This window comes from Paraburkholderia gardini (genome assembly GCF_907164545.1).
Taxonomy (GTDB): domain Bacteria; phylum Pseudomonadota; class Gammaproteobacteria; order Burkholderiales; family Burkholderiaceae; genus Paraburkholderia; species Paraburkholderia gardini.
Window position 1 is genome coordinate 116041 of the sequence record NZ_CAJQZB010000010.1, and the last position, 23075, is coordinate 139115.

16 protein-coding genes are annotated in these 23075 nt (G+C 64.1%); 15 read left to right on the forward strand and 1 reads right to left on the reverse strand.

Going from position 1 to position 23075, the window contains the following annotated elements; all coding sequences use genetic code 11:
• Positions 1–26: 26 nt before the first annotated feature.
• The 11 genes from LPA37_RS09975 to LPA37_RS10025 all read left to right on the forward strand — a co-directional run bounded on the left by LPA37_RS09975 (position 27) and on the right by LPA37_RS10025 (position 15669).
• Positions 27–284 (forward strand): PAAR domain-containing protein, encoded by a 258-nt coding sequence (locus LPA37_RS09975; protein WP_229012443.1) that lies wholly within the window; start codon positions 27–29, stop codon positions 282–284.
• Positions 285–1529 (forward strand): hypothetical protein, encoded by a 1245-nt coding sequence (locus tag LPA37_RS09980; protein ID WP_229012444.1) that lies wholly within the window; start codon positions 285–287, stop codon positions 1527–1529.
• The gene (locus LPA37_RS09985; RefSeq protein ID WP_229012445.1) at positions 1526–5155 is read left to right on the forward strand and encodes an ImcF-related family protein; all 3630 of its coding nucleotides are present in this window, start codon (positions 1526–1528) and stop codon (positions 5153–5155) included. Before LPA37_RS09980 ends, LPA37_RS09985 begins: the two co-directional genes overlap by 4 nt.
• On the forward strand, positions 5152–6774 hold the full coding sequence (tssA, locus tag LPA37_RS09990; RefSeq protein WP_229012446.1) for a type VI secretion system protein TssA: 1623 nt from the start codon (positions 5152–5154) through the stop codon (positions 6772–6774). Before LPA37_RS09985 ends, tssA begins: the two co-directional genes overlap by 4 nt.
• Before the next feature lie 26 nt (positions 6775–6800).
• Positions 6801–8615 (forward strand): type VI secretion system baseplate subunit TssF, encoded by a 1815-nt coding sequence (gene tssF / locus LPA37_RS09995; protein ID WP_229012469.1) that lies wholly within the window; start codon positions 6801–6803, stop codon positions 8613–8615.
• Complete coding sequence (tssG, locus tag LPA37_RS10000) at positions 8612–9802, forward strand: type VI secretion system baseplate subunit TssG (RefSeq protein ID WP_229012447.1); 1191 nt, start codon at positions 8612–8614, stop codon at positions 9800–9802. Before tssF ends, tssG begins: the two co-directional genes overlap by 4 nt.
• Positions 9787–10329, forward strand: a complete 543-nt coding sequence (gene tssJ / locus LPA37_RS10005; protein ID WP_229012448.1) for a type VI secretion system lipoprotein TssJ — start codon at positions 9787–9789, stop codon at positions 10327–10329. The genes tssG and tssJ overlap by 16 nt, the downstream gene beginning before the upstream one ends.
• A gap of 198 nt (positions 10330–10527) precedes the next feature.
• A complete protein-coding gene (locus tag LPA37_RS10010; protein ID WP_324251875.1) occupies positions 10528–11529 on the forward strand; it encodes a flavodoxin family protein in 1002 nt (333 codons plus the stop codon).
• A 72-nt stretch (positions 11530–11601) separates the two neighbouring features.
• The gene (locus tag LPA37_RS10015; RefSeq protein ID WP_229012449.1) at positions 11602–12852 is read left to right on the forward strand and encodes a phosphatidylserine decarboxylase family protein; all 1251 of its coding nucleotides are present in this window, start codon (positions 11602–11604) and stop codon (positions 12850–12852) included.
• A gap of 25 nt (positions 12853–12877) precedes the next feature.
• Complete coding sequence (locus LPA37_RS10020; RefSeq protein WP_229012450.1) at positions 12878–14005, forward strand: ligase-associated DNA damage response exonuclease; 1128 nt, start codon at positions 12878–12880, stop codon at positions 14003–14005.
• A complete protein-coding gene (locus LPA37_RS10025; RefSeq protein ID WP_229012451.1) occupies positions 14002–15669 on the forward strand; it encodes an ATP-dependent DNA ligase in 1668 nt (555 codons plus the stop codon). The genes LPA37_RS10020 and LPA37_RS10025 overlap by 4 nt, the downstream gene beginning before the upstream one ends.
• On the opposite strand, the gene LPA37_RS10030 is transcribed toward LPA37_RS10025, so the two are convergent.
• Positions 15653–16282: a UdgX family uracil-DNA binding protein gene (locus LPA37_RS10030; protein WP_229012452.1), complete on the reverse strand. Its 630-nt coding sequence runs from the start codon at positions 16280–16282 to the stop codon at positions 15653–15655. The two genes, LPA37_RS10025 and LPA37_RS10030, sit on opposite strands and share 17 nt — an antisense overlap.
• Before the next feature lie 445 nt (positions 16283–16727).
• Between LPA37_RS10030 and LPA37_RS10035 the strand changes: the two genes are divergently transcribed.
• The 4 genes from LPA37_RS10035 (at position 16728) to LPA37_RS10050 (ending at position 22952) form a co-directional block, all read left to right on the forward strand.
• The gene (locus LPA37_RS10035) at positions 16728–20264 is read left to right on the forward strand and encodes a response regulator (RefSeq protein ID WP_229012453.1); all 3537 of its coding nucleotides are present in this window, start codon (positions 16728–16730) and stop codon (positions 20262–20264) included.
• A 19-nt stretch (positions 20265–20283) separates the two neighbouring features.
• The gene (locus LPA37_RS10040; RefSeq protein ID WP_228981821.1) at positions 20284–21132 is read left to right on the forward strand and encodes a CheR family methyltransferase; all 849 of its coding nucleotides are present in this window, start codon (positions 20284–20286) and stop codon (positions 21130–21132) included.
• A 118-nt stretch (positions 21133–21250) separates the two neighbouring features.
• On the forward strand, positions 21251–21808 hold the full coding sequence (locus LPA37_RS10045; RefSeq protein ID WP_407672509.1) for a chemotaxis protein CheB: 558 nt from the start codon (positions 21251–21253) through the stop codon (positions 21806–21808).
• 16 nt (positions 21809–21824) lie between these two features.
• Complete coding sequence (locus LPA37_RS10050) at positions 21825–22952, forward strand: hybrid sensor histidine kinase/response regulator (protein WP_228981824.1); 1128 nt, start codon at positions 21825–21827, stop codon at positions 22950–22952.
• Positions 22953–23075: the final 123 nt, after the last annotated feature.

Below are 23075 nucleotides of genomic sequence, written 5' to 3' on the forward strand. Positions count from 1 at the left end.
TCTGAGTGTTGAAAGGAATCATCGAAATGAAAAAACTGGCATACGAAGGCGATAGCACGAGCCACGGCGGAAAGATCCTCAGCGGCTCGGACCGCATCAGGATCAAGGGCCGCCGGGCCGCACGGATCGGCGACATCGTGTCGTGTCCGATCCACGGCGACAACGAAATTGTCGAGGGTGGCACGAGCATGACAGACAACGGCGTGCCGGTGGCGCGGGATGGTGACCGGACCCAGTGCGGGAGCATCCTCATCGCCACGTCGGACGGCGCGACGGTCCGATAGATGCCAGTTGACTTTGCACGGGTGCCGCCACGAGTCGCGGTACCGGAGCCGCCACGCCCGTCAAAACTGCTCTGGGCTGTCCTGCTCGGTGTGGTTATCTGTCTGGGCGCCGCGCTGTCGGTCTATGTCTGGCCGGCAGGAAGGCCGACGAACACCCTGTGGTTCTGGTTCTGCGTGATTGGCTATCCGATGTTCGCGTGGGTGTTCCTGCTGTGTTGCTATCTCGGATACGCGTACGCCCGGCGCAGCGGAGCCATTGCCAACAACCGGATCAGCGACCGTGAGGAACTGAAATGCCATACGCTGGCCAGCGCGCCACTCGCGGTGCTCGGGCATGCGTGGTGTTTCTCCGGTGACGACGATGAAAACGGCCTCGAGGGACTGGTCAGCGGCCGTGTGAAGATGGTCGCCCGGCCCAGCCGGGCAGAGCCGGGGTTCGATGTCAGAGCCCGATGGCTCGAAGTGCCGGGCAAACCGTTTTACGCGGGAAACGCACTGACCGAGCACGCGCGGCATCGGGCGGTGTCCGACTGGCTCCTGAACAGGTTAGTCGACAGGATTGCTACGGGACTCGCCGAACTGCCTCGTCGGACCGCCCTTCAGGTCAATCTGTGCATCCAGTCGGAAATGGACCTGGCAGACGTGCGGACCCGCTTGCAGGAACTGATTGCAGCCAGGACTCCGGCTCTGCGAGTGACGGTCGATGTGAGTGGGGAGCACCTGTCGCTCTTTCAGGCGGACGCGTGGCATGACGGCCTGAAACCAGGCGAGGCGCATTTGCTGATCGCAATCCAGTTGCGTAAAGCGGTCAGCGAACGGTTGCAGGACGGCGTCGCAGAGACCGGTGTTGCGCTGCTTCTGGGCCATCCGGGTATCGTCCGGAAGATGCCTGCAAAAGGGATGTCGCTACGCCTGTATCGCCCGGCTATCGGAGTGTCAGACACCGTGAGCAAGCCACTAGAACTTGCCGCGCGCTGGGGACAGGCTGATTCAACTTACATCAAGACGGTGTGGAGTCACGGCCTCACCGAAGAACTCGTTCGTTCGGTCAAATCGTCGCCTCAGTTCCGCGAGCAGACGCGATGGGTTGATCTTGGCGCAACGGTTGGAACATGTGAAGGTGCGGGCGCCTGGCTCGCAACGGCTCTCGCTGCGGAACACGCGTCGCTCACCGACGATCCGCAACTCGTCCTTACCCAGGAAGGCGGCGACATGATTGCCCTCGTGTGCAGAAAGCAAATATGAACGAACACAAGCCACAGTCGGTACCGATCTTCATCAGTATCGCAATTGCCATCGTTTTCCTTGCGTTGGGCATCGCCGTTTGGGTCGAGGGACCCGCACGTGGATGGTCGCGCGATATACGGATCATCATCGAGTTGAGTCTGTTATCGGGCTTGCTTGTATCGCTCATTCTCGTGAAGTACTTCGAGGCTGTCGTGCTGTGGATCGCTTCGATGCGTGCAGCGAGGTGGCTCGCGCAGTACGACTGGAAGCGGCAAGCTCATGGTGGCGCTGGACAAGCCACATCGTCGCAGGAAGGCGGTCTGGGGCGACCTGATGCGCTGCGCAATGCGCTTCGTGAGCGTCATGGGTGGCGCTGGAAATACCGGGATCGGTGGGTGGTGGTCGCAGGCGACGAGCCGATCGTCAAGCGTCTTGCACCTGGCCTCGTGCGAGACGGCTACACGATCTCGGGCGATACCGTCCTGCTTTACGCGAAGCAGACCGGCGACCAGCTGGATGCCATCTGGCTCGATCAGATTCGTCGCCTGCGCCGCCGCCGACCGGTCGATGCCATCGTGGCCGTGGTGCGAACCCATACCTCAGGCAATCGGCCGTTCGACGCGGAACGCACCGCCCAGCGTCTGGTTCGCCACGCCCGTGCGTTGCGCTGGGCCGCTCCGGCGTACCTGCTCAACGTCACCGAGGCCGGCAGCGAAACGTCCGACCCGGACGAAGCGATCGGTTGCACCTGGTCGAACGCACGGCTTGGGTCGGATCAGGTTATCGCCTCACTGCGCGGCGTCTCCGATGAACTGGCCGATGCCGGCGTCGTGCGCCTCACGAAAAACGTGGCAGACCGCTATCCTGCCGAACTGTCGCACCACATTGCGCAATACGGCAGCGCACTGTCGGATCTCGTGACCCAGATCGGCCAGTCGCGTATCTGGCGCAGCGCAATTCATGGCGTGCTTTTCACACCGCTTTTCAAGGAGCGCGCTGCGGTGATGCCGGAAGCCGTGGCGGAGGAGGGCGAAGGTGAAGCAATCGGTGCGCGTACGGTCTGGCAAACCATCGCTGACCACAGCCGGCGCATTCACGGCCGTCGCGTCGGGTTCTCGCTCTCGACCGCGACTGCATGGGCGGTCTCGGCAGGGGTCGCGTTATGGATCGCCGGCACTTTCCTGTCAGGCTTCTCGAACCGTGCAACGATTCAGGCAGCGGCAAACACGACCGCAAAGCTCCCGGCCTTGCAGGACCGCACGCAGGCGGCACTGACGCTGGATGCCTTGCAAAAACAGATGGACACCCTGGAGGTGCGGCGGCGTGACGGGGCGCCCTGGCACACGCGTTTCGGCCTGAACCGCGATGTCGACCTTCTCGGCGCGCTGTGGCCCGGCTACGAAAGTGGTGCTGCCCGCATTGTCGTTGACCCGATCCGCGCGAAGCTTGAAGAGCGCCTGCGGCAACTCGCGTCCCTGTCGGACGCGGAAATCGCAAGCGGCGGCGACGCGCAGGTCAAGTCCGCCTATGACACGCTCAAGACTTACCTGATGCTCGCGAAGCCCGAACGCGCCGACGCGGCGTTCCTCACGCCGCAGCTGATCGCAACAGCGGCTCCAGCGCTGCCGCTCGATTCGCCCTTGAACGAGGGCACGTGGCTGGACCTGTGCCAGCACCTCGTCGCCTTCTACGCGAATCATCTTGGGCAGCGCGTGATGGCTGAAGGCACGTCGCTCGCGATCATCCCCGACGCGTTGCTCGTTGGCGCCACGCGTCAGACGGTGATCGGCGTCCGGGGAATCCAGAACTCGACCGACGCGCTCTACCAGCAGATCCTCGATGAAGCGAGGCCGAAGTATCCGCCCGTGTCGCTTGCGACGCTGCTGGGCGACACCAGCAGCCGGGGGCTGTTCAATACGACAGCGACAGTCGCGGGGGTATTCACACGCGCGGCGTGGGACGAACGTATTTCGAAGGCAATCGACGATGCCAGCGAACAGCGCAACGTGGCCGGAGACTGGGTACTGTCAGACGCCCCGAAGGGAGTCCCACTGGGGGAGGCCCGCGCCGGCGCAACGCCGGTGGCATCGCTGAAAGCCGAACTGCGGCAGCGCTATTTCGACGGCTACGCGCGGGCGTGGCAATTGTTCCTGAACAGCATCCGCTGGCAACCGGCACCGACGCTCCCGGGCACGGTCGACCAGCTCGCGCTACTGGGCGATCCGCAGCGCTCGCCGCTTGTCGCGCTGATGAATGTCGTGGTGTATCAGGCGGGGGCCGGCGAAACCACACAGTCGCTCTCGGACACCCTGATCAGCAAGGCACAGCATCTCGTGGGCGCTGACGAATCTGCCAGGGGGACTTTCTTTGGGGCGCAGGATCCGTCGAAGATCGCCCAGCTGCGGAACATGGCGCCTCTTGCAACCACATTCGGTCCGCTGTTGCGTTTGAGCGGCAGCGATCTGGCCTCGGGGGGCACTCGCGGCGATAACGCGGCCGCACAGCTCGTCACCACAGGCGACCTGAGTCTCGCGCGCTTTCTCGAACGCGTGACCGCGATGCGGCTGAAACTGCAGCAGATCATGATGAGCAACGATCCGGATGCGATGTCGCGCGCCGCGGCGCAGGCCGTGCTGCAGGGCAAGACATCCGATATCGCGGACAGCCGCGAGTACGCGAGCCGTGTGGCCGCGAGCCTCGGCGAGCAGTGGGCGGGCTTCGGGCAACTCCTCGAGCAGCCGCTCGACCAGACCTGGCAGGTGGTACTGCAGCCTGCATCGTCGAGCCTGAATGACACATGGCGCACGGCGATCGTCGCCGACTGGGACAAGGCCTTTGGCGGCCGCTATCCATTTGCCGATTCCGACAACGATGCGTCGCTGCCAGAGATGGCGCGGTTCATGCGCCCGGACAATGGCGTGATCACGCAGTTCGTGACGTCGCAACTCGCCGGCATTGTCGAACGGCAGGGCGACCGCTGGGTGCCGGCGCAAGGGGCGAACCACGGCGCACTGACCGTCGATCCGGCGTTCCTTGCCGCGCTGAACAAGCTCATGCGCGTCTCGACCGTGCTATTTCCATCCGGCGACGCACATGTGCGGTACGAGTTGCGAGGAGTGCCAACGCCCGGCGTGACCGACCTGAAGTTCGCGCTGTCGGGCCGGGAGTTGCACTACTTCAACCAGAAACAAGAGTGGACGCCATTTGTCTGGCCGGGCGATGCGCTGGAAAACATCACGCACGTGGAGTGGCAGACCGAGCAGGGCGGCTTGCGCTCGGCGCTCGACACGCAGGGCCGCTTCGGTCTGATCCGCCTCCTCGAGCGCGCGAGCGTCACACCGCAGGACAGCGCGCGGTATCTGCTGTCGTGGAAACCGGACCAGAGCCTGGGCGTTCCGCTCAGTGTGCAGATGCGCAGTGAAGCCGGGGCGGGGCCTCTCGACGTGCTGGCGCTGCGTCACTTCACGTTGCCGGCACGAATTTTCGTGGCGACGTCGGCGAAGACTTCGCAACAGCAGACGTCCCCCAAGGGGACTTCCTCCGGGGCGTCGGTCAGTCCGCCACCACTGCCGCCAGCGGCAATCGCCGCCGCGAAACACGCGACGATGCCGCTACCCCATGGCGTGCTGCCGGAGGTCGAATGAGCATACTGCCCAACTTGCTGAAGGCGCTGTTTCCCTCGAACGACGCGGACCAGCTCGTGCGCGAGCGCGTCGACGCGTGGAGCGAATGGCTTGCTCCGCTGCCGGGCGCGGATGGCGTGGGCCGTGACCCCGGCTACGAAGACGCGTTTTTCACGTTGAAAGACGAGGTCACCAAACTCTCCGGTATCGACGATGCATTGATCGTGCGCTCGTGCGAGCAACTGATCAGGGAAACCGGCAAGGATCTGCGCGTGGCCGGTTACTACGCGTTCGCGCGCCTGCGTCAGGACGGGCCGGCTGGCCTTGCGGACGGCCTGGAACTTGCCGCAGCGCTCGTCGACCGTTTCGGCGAAGCGTTACTGCCCGCGCGGGCGGAAGCGAAGAAGGGTGCGCTCGAAATGCTCGCCACCACGCGCATGATCGACGTGCTCGAAAGCCGTGGCGGATCTGACGACGCATCTCACCACGGATTTGCGCCGGCCGACCTCGAACGTGCGATCGCGGCGCTCGATCTGCTCGTCACGTGCACCAGCGAATGGACGGAGGCGGCACGCCCCGATCTGCAGCCGCTAATTTCCCGCTTCGAGCGCAACGACAACCCGCCGCACAGCGACGCACCTGGCACCGGCACGCAGACATCGACTGCAACGGATGCCGGCAAGCCTGTCATGGCGATGAGTTCAGTGTCTTCCACGCGCGATCTTCTGGAACAGGCCCGAACGATGGCGACCTGGCTGCGGGATCAGGAAAACGGCTACCTGCCATCGGTGCGGCTCGTGCGCAGCGTGCGATGGGACACGCTGCATGAGGTGCCGCCAGCGGATGCGCAGTCGCGCACGCGGCTCGTACCGCCGCGCACCGAACTGCGCCAGCAGATGAAGCGGCTCGTGCTGCAGAAGCAATGGCATGAACTGCTCGAACGCGTCGAAGGCGCGTTCATGGAGGGCGTGAATCATCTGTGGTTCGATCTCCAGTATTTCCAGCACGCCGCGCTCGACCATGTGGGTACGCCTTACAGCGCGTGGCGCGAACTGCTGCGAGCCGACCTTGCACTGTTCCTCGAACGTTTGCCTGGCATCGAGCGGCTCGCGTTTAACGACGGGACGCCTTTCTCCGACGATGCGACGCTGGAGTGGATCGCGCGGCACGCGGTGGTGCGCGATCTCGAGGCCGGCGAGACGGTCGCGCCGCTGCCGGTCTCGGCCGACAGCGAGGATGGCGCCGGCGGCGACTGGCCGGAAATCGAGGCACAGGCGCGCGAGGTCGCTGCGAGCCAGAGTCTCGAAGCCGCCTTCACGTGGCTGGAGACGCTGCCCGGCGTCCGGACCGAACGCCAGCGATATCTGCAGCGCCTTGTGATGGCGCGGCTCGCGGACCATGCGGGGCGCACGGATACCGCGTTGCCGTTGCTCACCGAACTGGACGCCGCGGCGCAGACGGTACCGTTGATCCGCTGGGAACCGGCGCTCGCCTTCGAAGTCAAGCACCAGCTGATTCGGGCGCTGAAGGCAACGAGCCATCGCAAGGACGCGGACAAGCCGGCGCTCGCTCGCCGCATCGACCGGTTGCAGGGCGAGCTGACCGTGCTCGACCCCGCCCGCACGCTGACCCTGTCATAAGAACGGAATGACCAGAACGTATGTCCATGGAACACGACGATCCGATCCTGCGGTACTACGAAGCCGAAATGCGCTATCTGCGCGAAGCCGGCAAGGAATTCGCGAAGACGCATCCCGACCGGGCGCGCATGCTTAACCTCGATCGCGTGGGCGATCGTGATCCGTACGTCGAACGCCTGTACGAAGGCTTCGCGTTCCTGACCGGCCGTCTGCAGCAGAAGCTCGACGACGAACTGCCGGAGCTCACCGAGGGGCTGGTCAGCCTCCTGTGGCCGCACTACCTGCGCATGATCCCATCGCTGTCGGTGGTGGAACTCATTCCGCTCGCCGAAAAGCTGCAGAAGACGGAACGTGTTGCCGCCGGCGTGCCAGTGCGCTCGGCGCCCATCGCGACGCCCGTGACATCCGGTGGCGAGGGCACGACACCCAAAACCGTGCAGTGCGTCTACCGCACCACGCAGGCGGTGACGCTGCAGCCTGTGCGGCTCGTCAGCGCGGGCCCCGCTGTGCGTCACGATGGCCGGTCGGTGATCCGGCTTCGCTTCGAGATCGATCACTCGGCACAACGCGACGAAACGGATCTGTCACGGCTGCGCCTCTACCTGAACGCGGATCTGCCGACGGCATTCGCGATGCACCTCGCGCTCACGCGCCAGGTCGACTCGATCGCGTGGCGCATCCCTGAAGTGCGCGATGGCGAAGCGCTGCCGCTCGACGGTATGACGATCGAGCCAGCGGGCTTTTCGACCGGGGAGCGGTTGTGGCCCAAATCGGAGGCGGCGTTCTCCGGCTACCAGCTGCTGCTTGAATACTTCACTTTCCGCGAGAAATTCCTGTTCGTCGACCTGTGCGGACTCGATCTCGCAACACTGCCGAAGCATGCATTCAGCTTCGAGCTGGAAATCCTGCTGAAGCACAGCTATCCGGCCGACCAGCGCTTCACCACCGAACACGTGCGGCTCTTCTGCACGCCGGTGATCAACCTGTTTACGCTCGATGCCGAGACGATTCTGGTGAATCATCACGAGACGGAATACCGGGTGGTGCCGGCGGGTCATCAGGGCGAACACGTCGAAACCTACTCGGTCGACGCGATCGAATCATTCGATCACGAAACGGCGGGACGCCACGAATACGTGCCGTTCGTCACCTTCCGGCATCGCGGCGGCATGATGCGTCACGAAGCGCCAGAACGGTATTTCCACACGCGCGTGCGCCCCGGGGTGACCGGGCTGCACGAAACGTGGGTGATCCTGGGCGGCCACGCCTGGGAATCGATGCAGGACCTGCCGGAGGAAAGCCTGTCGCTGCGCGTGACGGGCACGAACGGCATGCTGCCGCGCAAGGGCCTGCGCGAAGCGAGCATCGATGAGCTCGTCGCGAGCACGCCGAACGTGGCGGGTGTGCGCAATCTCGCGGCACCGACGCTGCCGCTCTATCCGCCCACGGGCGACCGCTTCCAGTGGCGGGTGCTGTCGCATCTCGCGCCGAACTTCCTGTCGATGATGGATGCCGAAGTGCTGCGCGGCGCGCTGGCGCTTTACGACTGGACCAGCGACGAACTGAACCGTCGGCGCCTCGCGGGCATCCTGCACGTTTCGGAAGAACTGCTCGAGGAAGTCTCGGGCGGGTCGGTCGAGCGCGGCGTGCTGATCGAGGTGATACTCGATAGTCACGCGTTCGCGGGCGAGGGCGACGTGATGCTGTTCGGCGAGCTGCTGCACCGGTTCTTCGCGCTGTACGCGGAAATCAACCTGTTCACGAAGCTCGCGATCGTAAGCCTGCCGTCGCAAACCCGAACTGAATGGCCGCGCAGCAAGGCGCAACGCTCCCCGCTATGACGCTATGCGCCCCAAAGGAAGCCCCGTTAGGGGGCGAAATGCCCGATCCCGCACCGCCGGATCTCGACCCGCTCGTGAGATCGCTGCTGACGCGCGCACCGACGATGAGCTTCATGCAGTTGTGCCAGCTCCTCGAGATACAGATGCCAGACCACGCGGGCTTCGGTATTCGCGACACGATCGAACATGAGGCCGTGCGGTTCCGGCCGCGGCCGCGCACCGGGTTTCCCGCCGGTGAAGTGGCATCGGTCGAGTTCGACGCTGGAGAGGAACCATCCGGCACCCGTGCGCCGCCGACCGTGCGTACGACGTTCATGGGGCTCTACGGCGTCGACGCCGCGATGCCGTCGTGCATGATCGACGATATCGTGCTCCGGGAGGAGGGGCACGAAGCGCTCGAGGCGTTTCTCGACCAGTTCAATCACCGCTTCGTGACGCTGCTGTACCGCGCATGGAAAAAATATCGCTACCCGGTCGGCTTCCGGCCGGGCGCCACGGATGAACACTCGCGCAAGCTGCTGAGCCTGGCCGGCTTCGGCTGGGGCGAAAAACCGGCACGCGCCGGACTGCCGGATTCGCGCGTACTTGCCCTGCTCGGTCTCTTGATCCAGCGCACGCGCACGTCCGAGGGGCTCGCCGGCGTCATCGCGCTGGCGGTGCCAGGCGTCGAGGTCCGGGTCGACGAGTTTTACCCGACCTTCAAGGCCGCAAACAAACCGCATGTACTGGGTTCGACCGGCTCGGACAAGAACAGGCCGGATGACGGCGCGAGTCACACTCCGGGCACACTCGGTGCCGGCTACGCGCTGGGCGCACGGGTGGCGTATCGTGGCCGCGCGGTGCGGGTCACGCTTCGGCCGGCAGGCGCGGAGCAGGCGCACGACCTGTTGCCCGGCGCGCAACTCCACGGCGAGGTGATCGCGTTCCTGCGCCTGTACGTCGGCACGAAAGCCGACGTGTTCCTGCGCATGGAGGTGTCGTCGCGGCTGGTGCCGCCCCCCATCATGAGCTCAGCGACGAGCGGTCCGTTGCCGCGGCTCGCATGGACCGCGGTATTGCCGTGCGATCGCGAGCGGCTGATCACGATTGAACTCGGCCGCTACGAAGCGTTTCCCGCGCCGGCACCGAACCCGTATCTTGCGCCAACGCGCTGCCTGACTCCGGAGAATTCATGTCCAACCGCTTAACCCGGGCGACCCTGGCCGCCCTCGCATCCGGCCTGCTGCTTTCCGCATGCGGCGCCTGGCAGGCTGTGTCCGACGGCACTTCGAGCGCGTATCGCGCCGTCTTCTACAAAAAGGTCAAGACGCTGAATGTCGACCTGACGGCGCGGGCATCCCTCAATCCGGACGAGACAAACCGCTCGACCTCGGTCGCGGTGCGTGTGTATCAGCTCAAGGACCGCAAGCTCTTTGACGCAGCGTCCTACGACGATCTGATAAAGAACGACAAAACCCTGTTGGGGCAGGACCTGCAGACCAGCATCGCCACCGTGGTGAGCCCGGGCGCGTCCGCAAGCCTGTCGCAGCCCATGCAGCCGGAGACGCGATACGTCGCGATCGTCGCGTTCTACCGCGACCCAGGCACCGACGGCGGGTGGCGACGCGTGATTGCAAAGAAGAATCTTTCGGCCGATGCACCGCTCAAGCTCGAGCTGGTCGATCGTGAACTCGTCGCGTCGAACGATGAAGCAAAGGAACGATCCGTCCGGTAACGGCGAAACCGGTGTGGTTCCGCTGGAAAGTCGACCTTGTTTGTCCTGACACGTAGGCACGCGGATTGCTGGGTTGCGAAAACCAGACCGTGCTTGCGTGAGGCGTCATGAATTCAGGTTCGAAACAGGCTGCCGGGTACCAGACGATCGAAGTCCGTAAAGGACAGGTCACGGAAAAGATGTCGCGCGGAGCGTTTCATGGCCCGCTTCCACGACCCCGCGTTCCGGGCGGAAGACCCAGCGCTCGAGCGGCTCGAGGCGATCGCGTGGGACGCCTATTCGAATGCGCGCAAGTCGCCCATCACCGAAAAGGCCGGGGCCGGATTTCAGGACCCGGACTACGATCTGTCAGTCGAATGGCGCGCCGCAAGCGATCGTATCAAGGCCGCCGGGGCGCGCCAGAAAGACAGGGCGACGCCTTCACGCGTGTTGATCGTCAACGCTTCGTCGCGAAACGACTATACGTGCCCCGGCGAGATGTCAAAGAGCTTCCGGCTTGGCAAGATCGCCCAGCAAACGCTGGAGCAGAGAGCCTGCGAGGTCGATTTCCTCGATCTCTCGCGTCTGAATTCGGACCACGATCTGCATATCCATCCTTGCAAAGGGTGTGTTTCGACGGCGATGCCGCTTTGCCACTGGCCGTGCAGTTGCTATCCCAATCATTCGCTGGGTCTCGTGAATGACTGGATGAACGAGATCTACGAACGTTTCGCCGCCTGTCACGGCGTGTTGTTCGTTACGCCGGTTTACTGGTATCAGGTCAGCAGTCCGCTCAAGCTGCTGATGGACAGGCTCGTCTGCGCGGACGGCGGCAACCCGGACCCCACCTCGACGCATGGGAAGAACCCGGAAGAAGCCAAACGGATCGAGCTCGCGGGATGGGACTATCCGAAGCATCTGGCAGGCAGAGCCTATGGCCTTGTCGTTCACGGTGACGTTGCCGGTATCGAAGGCTCGCGTCGGGCGCTGACGGACTGGCTCGACTGGATGGGATTCATCGAATCCGGTGCGAAGTCGCGTCTCGACCGCTTTATCGGCTACTACGAGCCGTACGCGACAAGCCATGCGGCACTCGATCAAGACGAGGCCACGCAGAAAGAGGTGGTCAATGTCGCCGAGGCGATCGCCGTCTGCATCGCTGAAATTCGCGAGGGGCGCAAGGAACCCGACGAGCGTCTTGAAACCGTGCGCCTGAAATGATCGATGGGCGATCGCGTCGCCGCGCATGCACGTACGTGCCCGCCAGTCCGGAAGAATACGAGGAGGACGACCATGTCAGACGAAGCAGAGGAGTCACGCCGGGAGCGACGTCGTCTCGGAGAGTGGCTTCCGCGTAACGAAGCGCATCTCGTGCGATACAGACTGGATCTCGCCGCCAAAGCGCGAGCGCGGGGAGCTGCCGTAGCCCGTAACAGCGCGGTCGATGAACTCGCGGCATTGATCAGCGGCGATCCGGTTCTGAGGATGGACATGACGAGGGCCATCGCGCAGGCACAAGAGCAGGGACACGTTCCCGGCTATTCGTCGCTGGACGAACTGATGACGATCATCGACTACCTGATGACCTGCGCGCCGCCCTTCAGCAAAACCAGCCTGATTCACTGTCCTTTGAATGCGGTGCTGGACTGGCCGATGTGCATGCCATCGGGGTATGCGCTCTTTCGCGATCCCGCGCTCAATGCGCAGCTCAAGCGCGTGCTGAACTGCTGGTGTGGCTTTCTGGGCGGCCCTCATTCACGCGAGCATCTGAACACGATGCCGCCCGACGGCTGGTTCTCTCCCGAAGCCGACAAGCGGATCGGCCTGTCGCAATTCATCTGCGATCCCGATGAGCCGTATTGGGGCTTTACGTCGTGGAATGATTTTTTCACACGCCGGTTCCGCGACGGCGTGCGTCCGGTCGACGAGCCCGATAACGACAAAGTCATCGTCAGCGCGTGCGAGGCGGCACCCTGCAACATCCAGCACGATATAAAACTCCACGACACGTTCTGGATAAAGTCGCAACCTTACTCGTTGCGCGACATGTTTACCGCGAGCGAGCCCGAACTCGCGCAAGCCTTTATTGGCGGCACCGTTTATCAGGCCTTTCTCAGCGCATTCAACTACCATCGCTGGCATGCGCCGGTGAGCGGCGTGATTTCGAAAGCCTATGCAGTCGACGGCACCTATTACTCGAACGCGGATTCGGAAGGAGAAGATCCAGCCGGCCTCAATGATTCGCAAGGCTACATCACGGCGGTGGCGGCCAGAGCGGTGATCGTGATCGATTGCGACGATCGTTCGGTCGGCAAGGTCGGCTGTGTGTTCGTCGGCATGGCGGACGTGTCGTCCTGCGTGATCGAGGCGCTTCCCGGCCAGCGCGTGCGCAAGGGAGATGAGCTCGGTTTCTTTCAGTACGGCGGTTCGACATGTTGCCTCGTCTTCGGGCGCGATGTCATTCGCAGTTTCGCGTCGCAGCCGCCGTTCGACGACAATGAGGCACCCGTCAAAGTGAATGCGCGCATCGCGACCGCGCGGTAGCGGACGCAGGCGCGCCCCCGAATCGATGCCTTTTTCCGAACCACCCTCCGTTTCTGCACAGGCATCCGACCTCGTGATCGCGCGGCGGGAAGGGCTCTATTGCGCGCCCGGCGACTTTTTTATCGATCCGTGGCAGCCCGTCGAGCGCGCGGTGATCACGCATGCCCATTCCGATCATGCGCGCGGGGGTCATCGGCACTATCTGGCCGCACAGCCGGGCGCGGGCGTATTGCTGTCGCGTCTGCCGGGCATCGATCTGCAGACCGCCGCCTATGGCGCCCGCCTGAACATCAATGGCGTGACGGTATCGCTGCATCCGGCTGGACATGTCCTCGGGTCCGCGCAGGTGCGGCTCGAACATCGCGGCCGCGTGTGGGTCGCATCGGGCGATTACAAGCTCGCCGCCGATCCGACCTGCGACGCGTTTGAACCGGTGCAGTGCGACACGTTCATCACCGAATCGACCTTCGGCCTGCCGGTCTATCGCTGGGAGCCGCCGCAAACGGTGTTCGACGACATCGATTCATGGTGGCGCCACAATGCGTCGGAAGGGCGCGCATCGGTGCTGTTCTGCTATTCGTTCGTCAAGGCGCAGCGCATTCTCGCGGGCATCGACGCGGGCATCGGGCCGATCTTCTGTCACGGTGCGCTCGAATCGTTGAATCGCACGTATCGTGACGCGGGTGTGGCGTTGCCGCTGCTGCGGTTCGTCAGTGAAATCGCCATCAGGGATAAGACCGCGTTCAGGGAGGCACTGATCGTGGCGCCGCCATCCGCGCGGGGCAGCGCGTGGATGCGCCGCTTCGGCGATTACAGCGATGCGTTCGCATCGGGCTGGATGCGCTTGCGTGGCACGCGCAGGCGACGCGGTGTCGACCGCGGTTTCGTGCTGTCCGATCATGCGGACTGGCCTGGGCTGCAAACCGCGATACGCGAGAGCGGCGCTGAGCGCGTGATCGTCACGCATGGCCAGATCGAGCCGATGGTGCGCTGGCTGCGCGAGCAAGGCCTGCAGGCCGGTGCGTTCGAAACGCACTATGGCGAGGATGCGGTTGAAGCGGATGCGATAGCGGGCGAGGCGCAGGAAGCCGGAACGTCGATGGATTCGCCGTCCGAAACCAGCAGGCCGCCGGCCACGCGAGCACGTCGATGAAACGCTTCGCCGAGCTCTATACCGCGCTCGACGCGACCACTTCGACGCACGACAAGCTCGAAGCGCTCATTGCGTATTTCACGGTGGCCGCACCGGAAGACGCCGCGTGGGCATCGTATTTCCTTGCAGGCGGCAAGCCGCGCCAGTCGGTGCCGAGCCGGCTGCCAAGCGAGATCGCATGCGCACATGCGGGCTTGCCCGCGTGGCTCTTCGAGGAGTCGTATCACGCGACAGGCGACCTCGCCGAAACGATCGCGCATGTTCTGCCGCCTGCGCGGCGCACGTCCGAACTCGGTCTCACGCAATGGATCGAAGAGCGCGTGCTGACGATGCGCGGCGCGACGCCGGACGCGTTGCGCGTGCGGCTCACCGGCTACTGGGACGAACTAGACTGGAGCGGCCGTTTTTTGCTGACCAAGCTGATCGGCGGCGGCTTTCGCGTGGGCGTCGCGCGGCAACTGGTCGTGCGTGCGCTCGCGCAGGTCGCGGGCGTCGATCACAAAGTCATCGCGCAGCGGATGATCGGCTGGACCGACTCGCAACAGAAGCCGGATGCCGCGCGCTATCTCCGCCTGATCGCACCGCGGACGGACGGCGAGAAGGCGGGTCAAGCGCACGACAGCGACATCGGTCTGCCGTATCCGTTTTTTCTCGCGCATCCATTGCAGGCCGATCCCGCGACGCTCGGCGACCCGGCGCATTGGCAGGTTGAATGGAAATGGGACGGCATTCGCGCGCAGCTGGTCAAACGGGCGGGCCGCGTCTGGCTGTGGTCGCGCGGCGAGGATCTCATCACCGGGCGTTTTCCCGAGGTCGCCGCGTTGGGCGACGCTTTGCCTGATGGCTTCGTACTCGACGGCGAGATTCTCGCCTGGGCGCCAGGCGCAAACGCGCCGTTGCCCTTCGCGCGATTGCAGCCGCGTATCGCACGCAAGACGCTGACTAAAAAAATCCTGGCTGATTCACCGGCCACGCTGCTTGCCTACGATCTGCTCGAAGCGCACGGCAGCGATCTGCGGACAAAGCCGTCAAGCGAGCGGCGCGCGCGGCTCGAATCGCTCGCCGCGTCGCTCGACGGCACGCCCGCGCGCGATCTGTTGCGCGTGTCGCCGCTCGTGGCTGCGCCGGACTGGACCGCGCTTGCGCGCCTGCGTGAGGAAAGCCGGGCACGTGGCGTCGAAGGGCTGATGCTGAAGGAACGCGAATCGATGTACGGCGTGGGCCGTACCAAAGCATCGGGCACATGGTGGAAATGGAAGATCGATCCGTACGCGGTCGATGCGGTGCTGATCCATGCGCAACGCGGACACGGACGGCGCGCGAGCCTGTATACGGATTTCACGTTCGCCGTGTGGGATGAAGCGGATGGTCTGCGCACGCTGGTGCCGTTCGCGAAGGCCTACTCGGGCCTCACCGACGAAGAGATGCGCGAGGTCGATGCGATCGTGCGCAAGACCACCATCGAAAAATTCGGTCCTGTGCGCAGCGTGACGCCGACGCTCGTGTTCGAGATCGGCTTTGAAGGGATTCAGGCCAGTACGCGCCACAAGTCCGGTGTCGCGGTGAGATTCCCCCGCATGCTGCGCTGGCGCACCGACAAGCATATCGACGACGCCGATTCGCTGGCTATGCTAAAAGGCTTCATCGTCAATCATGGCGTTTGATATGCGCGGGTTTGCGCTTGCGATCCCTGTTGGCGATTGTGCCGGCTTGCCGCAACGCAGCGACGATCGCCGCATACGCGCTGTCGCGCGTTTCGGTGTCGGGCGCCCGCAACGCGAACGACGGATGATAAGTGGCGACGATCACGCGGCCGCCATGTTCCAGCGTCTTGCCCAGTGCATCGCCTAGCCGCACCGATTTCTCTTCGAGCACCGCTTTCAACGCCGTTACGCCCATCGCAACGACCACATGCGGCGCGACCGATTCCAGTTCTTTTGCGAGCCAGTATTCGCACGCTTCGATTTCGCGCTGCGCGGGCGTTTTATGCATCCGGCGCTTGCCGCGCGGCGTCCATTTGAAATGCTTGACCGCATTGGTGATGTACACGTCCTTGCGGGCGACGCCCGCTTCCTGCAGGGCATCGTCAAGCAACCGGCCCGCGGGACCGACAAACGGTTTTCCCTGAAGGTCTTCCTGATCGCCGGGCTGCTCGCCGACCAGCATGATCGGCGCGTGCCCTGGCCCGGCGCCGGCTACGCCTTGCGTGGCGTCGTGCCATAACGCGCAACGGCGGCATGCGTCGAGCGTGGCGGGTTGCTGGTCGCGTTCGACCATGGGTGAATCAGTCGACTCGCGGCCTTTCGAGGGTTCACCCTTGTCGTCGCCCAGTCGAGGTTGCCTGCTGTGTGGCACGCGCATGTTTATCCCCAACGATAAATGACGTGAGCTTTCCTTGACACAGCATGCAGCAAATCCCGTTCCGGCTGTTAAGCCCGGGAAGCGACACATAGCCTGGACAAAAGGAAATCAGGGCACGCGGCTTGCGGCACTGTCCCGCTGGCCGTCGCAATCCGCGTTGAGCGTGGCAGCTTGGGTGTTCTGGCCCGCCTGGCATGGCACAGGCGGTACATGTAAACGCGAGGTGATTGTATGATACGGCGTTCGCCAGACGGGCCGCACGTGCGGGGAACCTGTGCAGCCGCTCGCGGCGATACGGAGACGCATCCACGGCAGTCGAAATTGCCGGTTCACGCAAACTGACCAGTCGAATACAGAAAAAATGACCGTCCTTGACGCTGTCGATCAGAACAGTTTCCGCCGCATCATTCGACGAAATATCGCGCTACCTCTAGCGATCGGTCTTCTGACCGCCGCGGTGTTCGTCGCGCTCATCGCTTATCTGGTCTCGACCATGAGCTGGGCCGAGCATTCGGAACGCGTTATCGGCGAGGCCAATGAAATGTTGCGGCTGGCGGTGGATCGCGAATCGTCCCTGCGCGGTTTTCTGATCTCCGGCGACGAGAGTTTTCTCGCGCCCTATGAAGTGGGCGATGCGCGCTTTCGCACCGAGATCGTATCGTTGATGAGCCTCGTCTCCGACAATCCGACGCAGGTCGACCGGCTCAAACGGATTCAGGCCATCCAGGCGCGCTGGGACGGATACGCACAGGAGATGATCGATCTGCGGCGTCGCAATCTGGATTACGTGAAGGATGTCGCGAGCGGCCGCGGCAAGATCGAATTCGACGAGACGCGCCGCGAGTTCGGCGATTTCCTCGACATCGAATTGCGCCTGCGCCAGGAACGCACGGAGGCGGCGCGGCGCGTGACGGCGATCATGGTAGGCACTTTCCTCGCGTTCAGTCTGATCGCGAGCGGCCTGCTCGCATGGCTGGGGCGGCGCGAGTTGCTGAGCCTGTCGGGCACTTACGACGGCATTCTGCAGGATCAGGCCGGAAAGAACGAGGTGCTGGAGCAACAGGTCTGGCTGCGTTCGGGGCAGCGCCTGCTTGGCGAGAAAGTCGTCGGCCAGGCGACGCCGGCGCTCGTGGGCGGGGCCATGCTGGACTTCCTTGCCCAATATCTGGACGCCGCGGTGGCGGCACTCTATGTGCGCGACAGGCGCGACAACACGCTGCGCCGCATCGCCACCTACGGCTTTAGTCAGGAAAGCGAACAGGCTACAAGTTCTTTTCACGATGCCGAGAGTCTCGTCGGGCAGGCGGTCTTCACGCGCCGGCCGGTGGTGTTGCGCGAGGTTCCCGACGACTACGTGAAAGTGGTGTCGGGCCTTGGCATGAGCCCGCCCAGAAATCTGATCCTGATGCCTGTCGAAAGCGATGGCGTGGTCAACGGGGTCGTCGAACTCGGTTTTATCCGGCCGCTCGTCGCGCGCGATCAGGAATTCCTGCAACTGGTTGCCGGCAGCATGGGCGACTTCGTCGAAGCGGCGCTCTATCGCGAGCGCTTGCAGGACGCGCTCGTCGAAACGCAGCAGTTAAACGAGGAATTGCAGGTCCAGCAGGAGGAATTGCGCGTCTCCAACGAAGGGCTCGAGGAGCGCGGCCGGGCGCTGGTGGAATCGCAAACGCGGCTCGAAACGCAGCAGGCCGAGCTGGAACAGACCAACGTGCAACTGGAGGAGTACGCGCAGCGGCTGGAGCAGCAGAAGGCGGATCTGCTGCGCGTGCAGGACGAACTGGCGGCGAACGCGGCGAACCTTGAACAGTCGAGCCGCTACAAATCCGAGTTCCTCGCGAACATGTCGCACGAACTTCGCACACCGCTCAACAGCTCGCTGATTCTCGCGAAGCTGCTGCAGCAGAATCGTGGCGGCAACCTGACCGAGGAGCAGGTGCGCTATGCGCAGACGATTCACGCGTCCAACAGCGATCTGCTGGTATTGATCAACGATATCCTCGATCTGTCGAAGGTCGAGGCGGGCCAGGTCAGCGTCGAGGCCGAAACCGTTTCGATCGACGCCACACTGCAGGCGCTGGAGGAAATGTTCGCGCCGATGGCTGCGGCAAAGCAGTTGCGTCTGACCCTCGAGCGCGTGCCCGGCGTGCCGGACACGATCGTGACGGACAGCCAGCGCGTGCTGCAGATCCTGCGCAATCTGCTGTCGAATGCGTTGAAGTTCACCGGGCGCGGCGAGGTGTCGCTTGGCGTGTCGCCCGCCGAGGCCGGCATGCTGCGCCTCGACGTGCGCGATTCGGGCATCGGCATTGCGGCGGACAAGCTCGAACTGATTTTCGAGGCCTTTCAGCAGGCCGACGGTTCCACCAGCCGTCAATATGGCGGCAGCGGGCTTGGGCTGTCCATTTCGCGCAAGTTCGCGCTGCTCCTCGGCGGCAGGATCAGCGTGGCGAGCGAGGTGGGCAAGGGCAGCGTCTTCACGCTCTGGCTACCGCTCGACGCAACGGCCGCGCTGGCCAGGGCGAACGAGCCGAACGCGGCGGGAACGGCACCCGCCATTGGCCCCCTTGTCCCCGACGCAAGCATGGGCGCCGCCGTGCGGCAGCCGGATACTGTCGCGCCAGACGCCACTCAGCTCGCGCGGCGGCCGGAACCGTCCGGCACGCTCGCGGAGGAAAACGGCGAGCCGATCGACGACGACCGCGAGCATCGCACCCGCGGCAACCGGCTGATTCTCGCGATCGAGGACGAGCCTGCATTCGCCGAAATCCTGCGCGACCTGACGCACGAACTCGATTTCGATTTCGTCCATGCCACCGATGCCGCGAGCGGCCTCGAACTGGTGCGCGAGATGCACCCGGCGGCGGTGCTGCTCGACGTCGGCCTGCCGGACCATTCGGGGCTGACCGTGCTCGAATGGCTGAAGAACGATCCGCTCACGCGCCATATTCCGATCCATATCGTCTCCGCTACCGATCATGCGGACAAGGCGCTGCATCTGGGCGCGATCGGCTACACGCTCAAGCCGACCGCGCGCACCACGCTGGAAGCGGCGATCCGGCGCCTCGAAGCACGGCTGCAACAGCGCCTGAAACGCGTGCTGGTGATCGAGGACGACACGCCGATGCGCGAGAGCATCCGCGCACTGCTGCAAGGCGAGAACACGGAAATCGTGACGGTGGGGACCCTCGCGGATGCATTCGCGCAACTGTCGAACACCGTTTTCGACTGCGTGGTGACCGATCTCGCGCTACCGGACGGCACCGGCTACGACCTGCTCGAACGGCTGGCCGCCAACGCTTCGCATTTTGCGCTGCCGGTCATCGTGTATACGGGGCGCACGCTGTCGAGCGAAGACGAGCACCGTCTGCGGCGCTATTCGAAATCGATCATCATCAAGGGCGCCAGATCGCCCGAGCGCCTGCTCGACGAGGTCACGCTGTTCCTGCACAGCGTCGAGTCGTCGCTCGCGCCGGAGCAGCAGCGCATGCTGCGCACGGTGCGGCAGCGCGACAACGCGTTCGAAGGGCGGACCATCCTGCTGGCCGAAGACGACGTGCGCAATATCTTCGCGCTCTCGCATGTGATCGAGCCGCTTGGCGCGAAGCTGCTGATCGCACGCAACGGACGCGAGGTGCTCGATGCGCTGGCGAGCGGCCCGGAGGTGGATCTCGTGCTGATGGACATCATGATGCCGGAGATGGACGGCCTGACGGCAATGGCCGAAATCCGCCGCAACATCCGCTTCGCGCATCTGCCCATCATCGCGCTGACCGCCAAGGCAATGGCGAACGACCGGCTGCGCTGCCTCGAAGCCGGTGCCGACGATTACATCTCGAAGCCGATCGACGTCGACAAGCTCGTTTCGCTATGCCGCGTCTGGCTCAGGCAGCGGTAGGCGCACGGGAGCGACGACGATGAGCCATTCCATTTCCGCAGTCCGCCCCGAGCGCATCAGCGACTTCGATATCGAACTCAAGCTGCTGCTCGAGGCGGTGTACCTCAAGTACCAGCACGATTTCCGGCATTATTCGATGTCGTCGCTGCGGCGCAGGATGTTGCACGCGCTCGACGAATTCGGGCTTGCCACGCTGTCGCAGTTGCAGGACAGGATCATGCGCGACAGCGCCGACTTTTCGCGGCTCTTCAGATACCTGACGGTGCAGGTTAGTGACATGTTCCGCGATCCGGCGTATTTTCTGGCGCTACGCGAACATGTGCTGCCACTTTTGCGCACCTATCCTTCAATCAAGGTCTGGGTGGCCGGTTGCAGCACCGGCGAGGAATTATGGTCGCTCAAGATTCTCTTCGACGAGGAAGGCCTCACCGAGCGCACGCTGTTCTACGCGACGGATATCGACCCTGACGCGCTTGCGCGCGCCGAGGCCGGCATCTATGCGCTGGACCGGATCGCCGGCTTCACGCAGAACTACCTCGCTGCCGGCGGCCGGGCGTCGCTGTCCGACTATTACCACGCGGCGTACGGCGGCGCGCGTTTTGCCAGTTCGCTGCGGGACCGGGTGGTGTTTGCGGATCACAGCCTCGCGACCGACGAGGTCTTTCTCGAAGCGCATCTGGTTTCGTGCCGTAACGTGTTGATCTATTTTGACCGCGTGCTGCAAAACCGCGCGGTGGGACTGTTCGAGCGGGCCCTCGTGCGGCGCGGGTTTCTGGGCCTCGGCAGCAAGGAGACGCTGCGTTTTTCGGACCAGCATGAAGCGTTCGACGCGTTTCGCGAGCGTGAACGCATCTATCAGAAACGTTAAGGATAGCCGGGTGCCACGACCATGCCAGCATTCCCAGTTGGTTGACGGAAGTCCCATGTACGCCAATCGTCAATCTTCCGGACGACAGGTTGCATCGACGCGTTCGCACACCTTCGACATGGTGGCGATCGGCGCGTCGGCGGGCGGCGTCGAGGTGTTGAGGGAACTGCTCGCCGCGCTGCCCGGCAGCTTCGCGCCCGCCGTGATGATCGTGATGCACCTGGTGCCCGATGTGCCCAGCTATCTCGTGCAGACGTTCAGCTATCGCAGCGCGTTGCCGGTGATCGAGCCCGACGCCGGCGAGCGGATTCTCGCCGGCCGCATCCATGTCGCGCCGCCGGGCTATCACATGCTGGTCGAGAATGACCGCACCGTGGCCCTGTCGACCGAAGCAGCCGTGCGCCATTCGCGGCCCTCGATCGATGTGCTGTTCGAATCCGCTGCGTGGGTGTACCGGGAGCGCCTGCTCGGCATCCTGTTGTCCGGGGCCAACGACGACGGCGTGCACGGTCTCGCGACGGTGCGCGCAATGGGCGGTCTCGCCTGGGTACAAACGCCGGAAACCGCGGCGTCGCCCGAAATGCCGCGCGCCGCGATCGAACGCGGCGTGGTGGATGAAGTGCTTTCCCCGCCAATCATGGCCCGGCGTCTCGCCAGACTGCCGGCCGTTCACTGACTATCGACCCGCTGCCATGGCGAATCTACCTGTCAACATCCTGATCGTCGACGACGTCGCGCACAATCTCACCGCGCTCGAGGCCTCGCTCGCGAGCCCGGAGGTGATCCTGCTGGTGGCGGATTCGGGCACCGCCGCGCTCGATCTGCTGCTCAAGCACGACGTCGCGCTGGCGATTCTCGACGTCAACATGCCCGGCATGAACGGCTTCGAACTGGCCGCCTTGATGCGCGGCAGTCCGCGCACCTCGCATGTGCCGATCATCTTCCTGACCGCCACCGCCGAGGATGCGTCGCGCACGTTTCGCGGCTATGAAGCGGGCGCGGTGGACTTTCTCTACAAGCCGTTCGATCCGCGCATCCTGCAATCGAAAGCGGATGTGTTCGTCCAGCTCGAACGACAGAAGCGGCAGCTCGCTGCACAGCTGGCGACGACGCAGCAGATGCTCGAAGCCAATGAAATGCTGATGGCGGTGTTGAGCCACGATTTGCGCACGCCGCTTGGCGCCGTGCTGGCTTCCGCCGAACTGCTGATGCGCACGACAACCGATGAGCAGGTTTCGGGCACGGCCATCCGCATCAAGAGCAGTTCACTGCGCATGGCGCGCATGGTGGATCAGTTGCTCAACCTCGCGCGTCTGCAGGGCGGGCGGCTGCAGCTGGAGACGCGTCCGGTGGAACTGGCGATGCTGTGCAAATCGATCATCGATGAATTCGCCACACGCGAAGGCGGTGGGCGTATCGCCTTCACGAGCCACGGTGACTCGACGGGTAACTGGGACGCCGATCTGTTGTCGCAGGCGATCTCGAACCTCGTCGGCAACGCGCTGCATCACGGCGAACGCGGCGGCGCCATCACGGTGCGGGTCGACGTGACCGCGCCGGGTCGGGTCGGACTGAGCGTGACGAACCAGGGCATTATTCCGGCGGACATCTTTCCGAATCTGTTCAAGGCATTTGGCGCGAAAGGCGTGGGCGGCCGTCCGCGGGAAGGGCTCGGACTGGGCCTGCATATCGTGCGCGAGATTGTCCATATGCACGGCGGCGAGGTCGGTGTGCGATCAGACGAAGAGGGCGATACGGTTTTCACGGTCGAGTTGCCGCGTACGGTGACACGAGCACACGGCTCGTTGACAGGCCGCTAGTTTTGCTGGCGCATCGATATCGACGCGTCTGCCGCAGCCGGGCGCGAAGCGCCGGCAGCCTCTCCGGCGCAGAAGGGGGAAGAAAAACCGGACGCCGAACCGTCGTAATAGATGCCGGGCGGC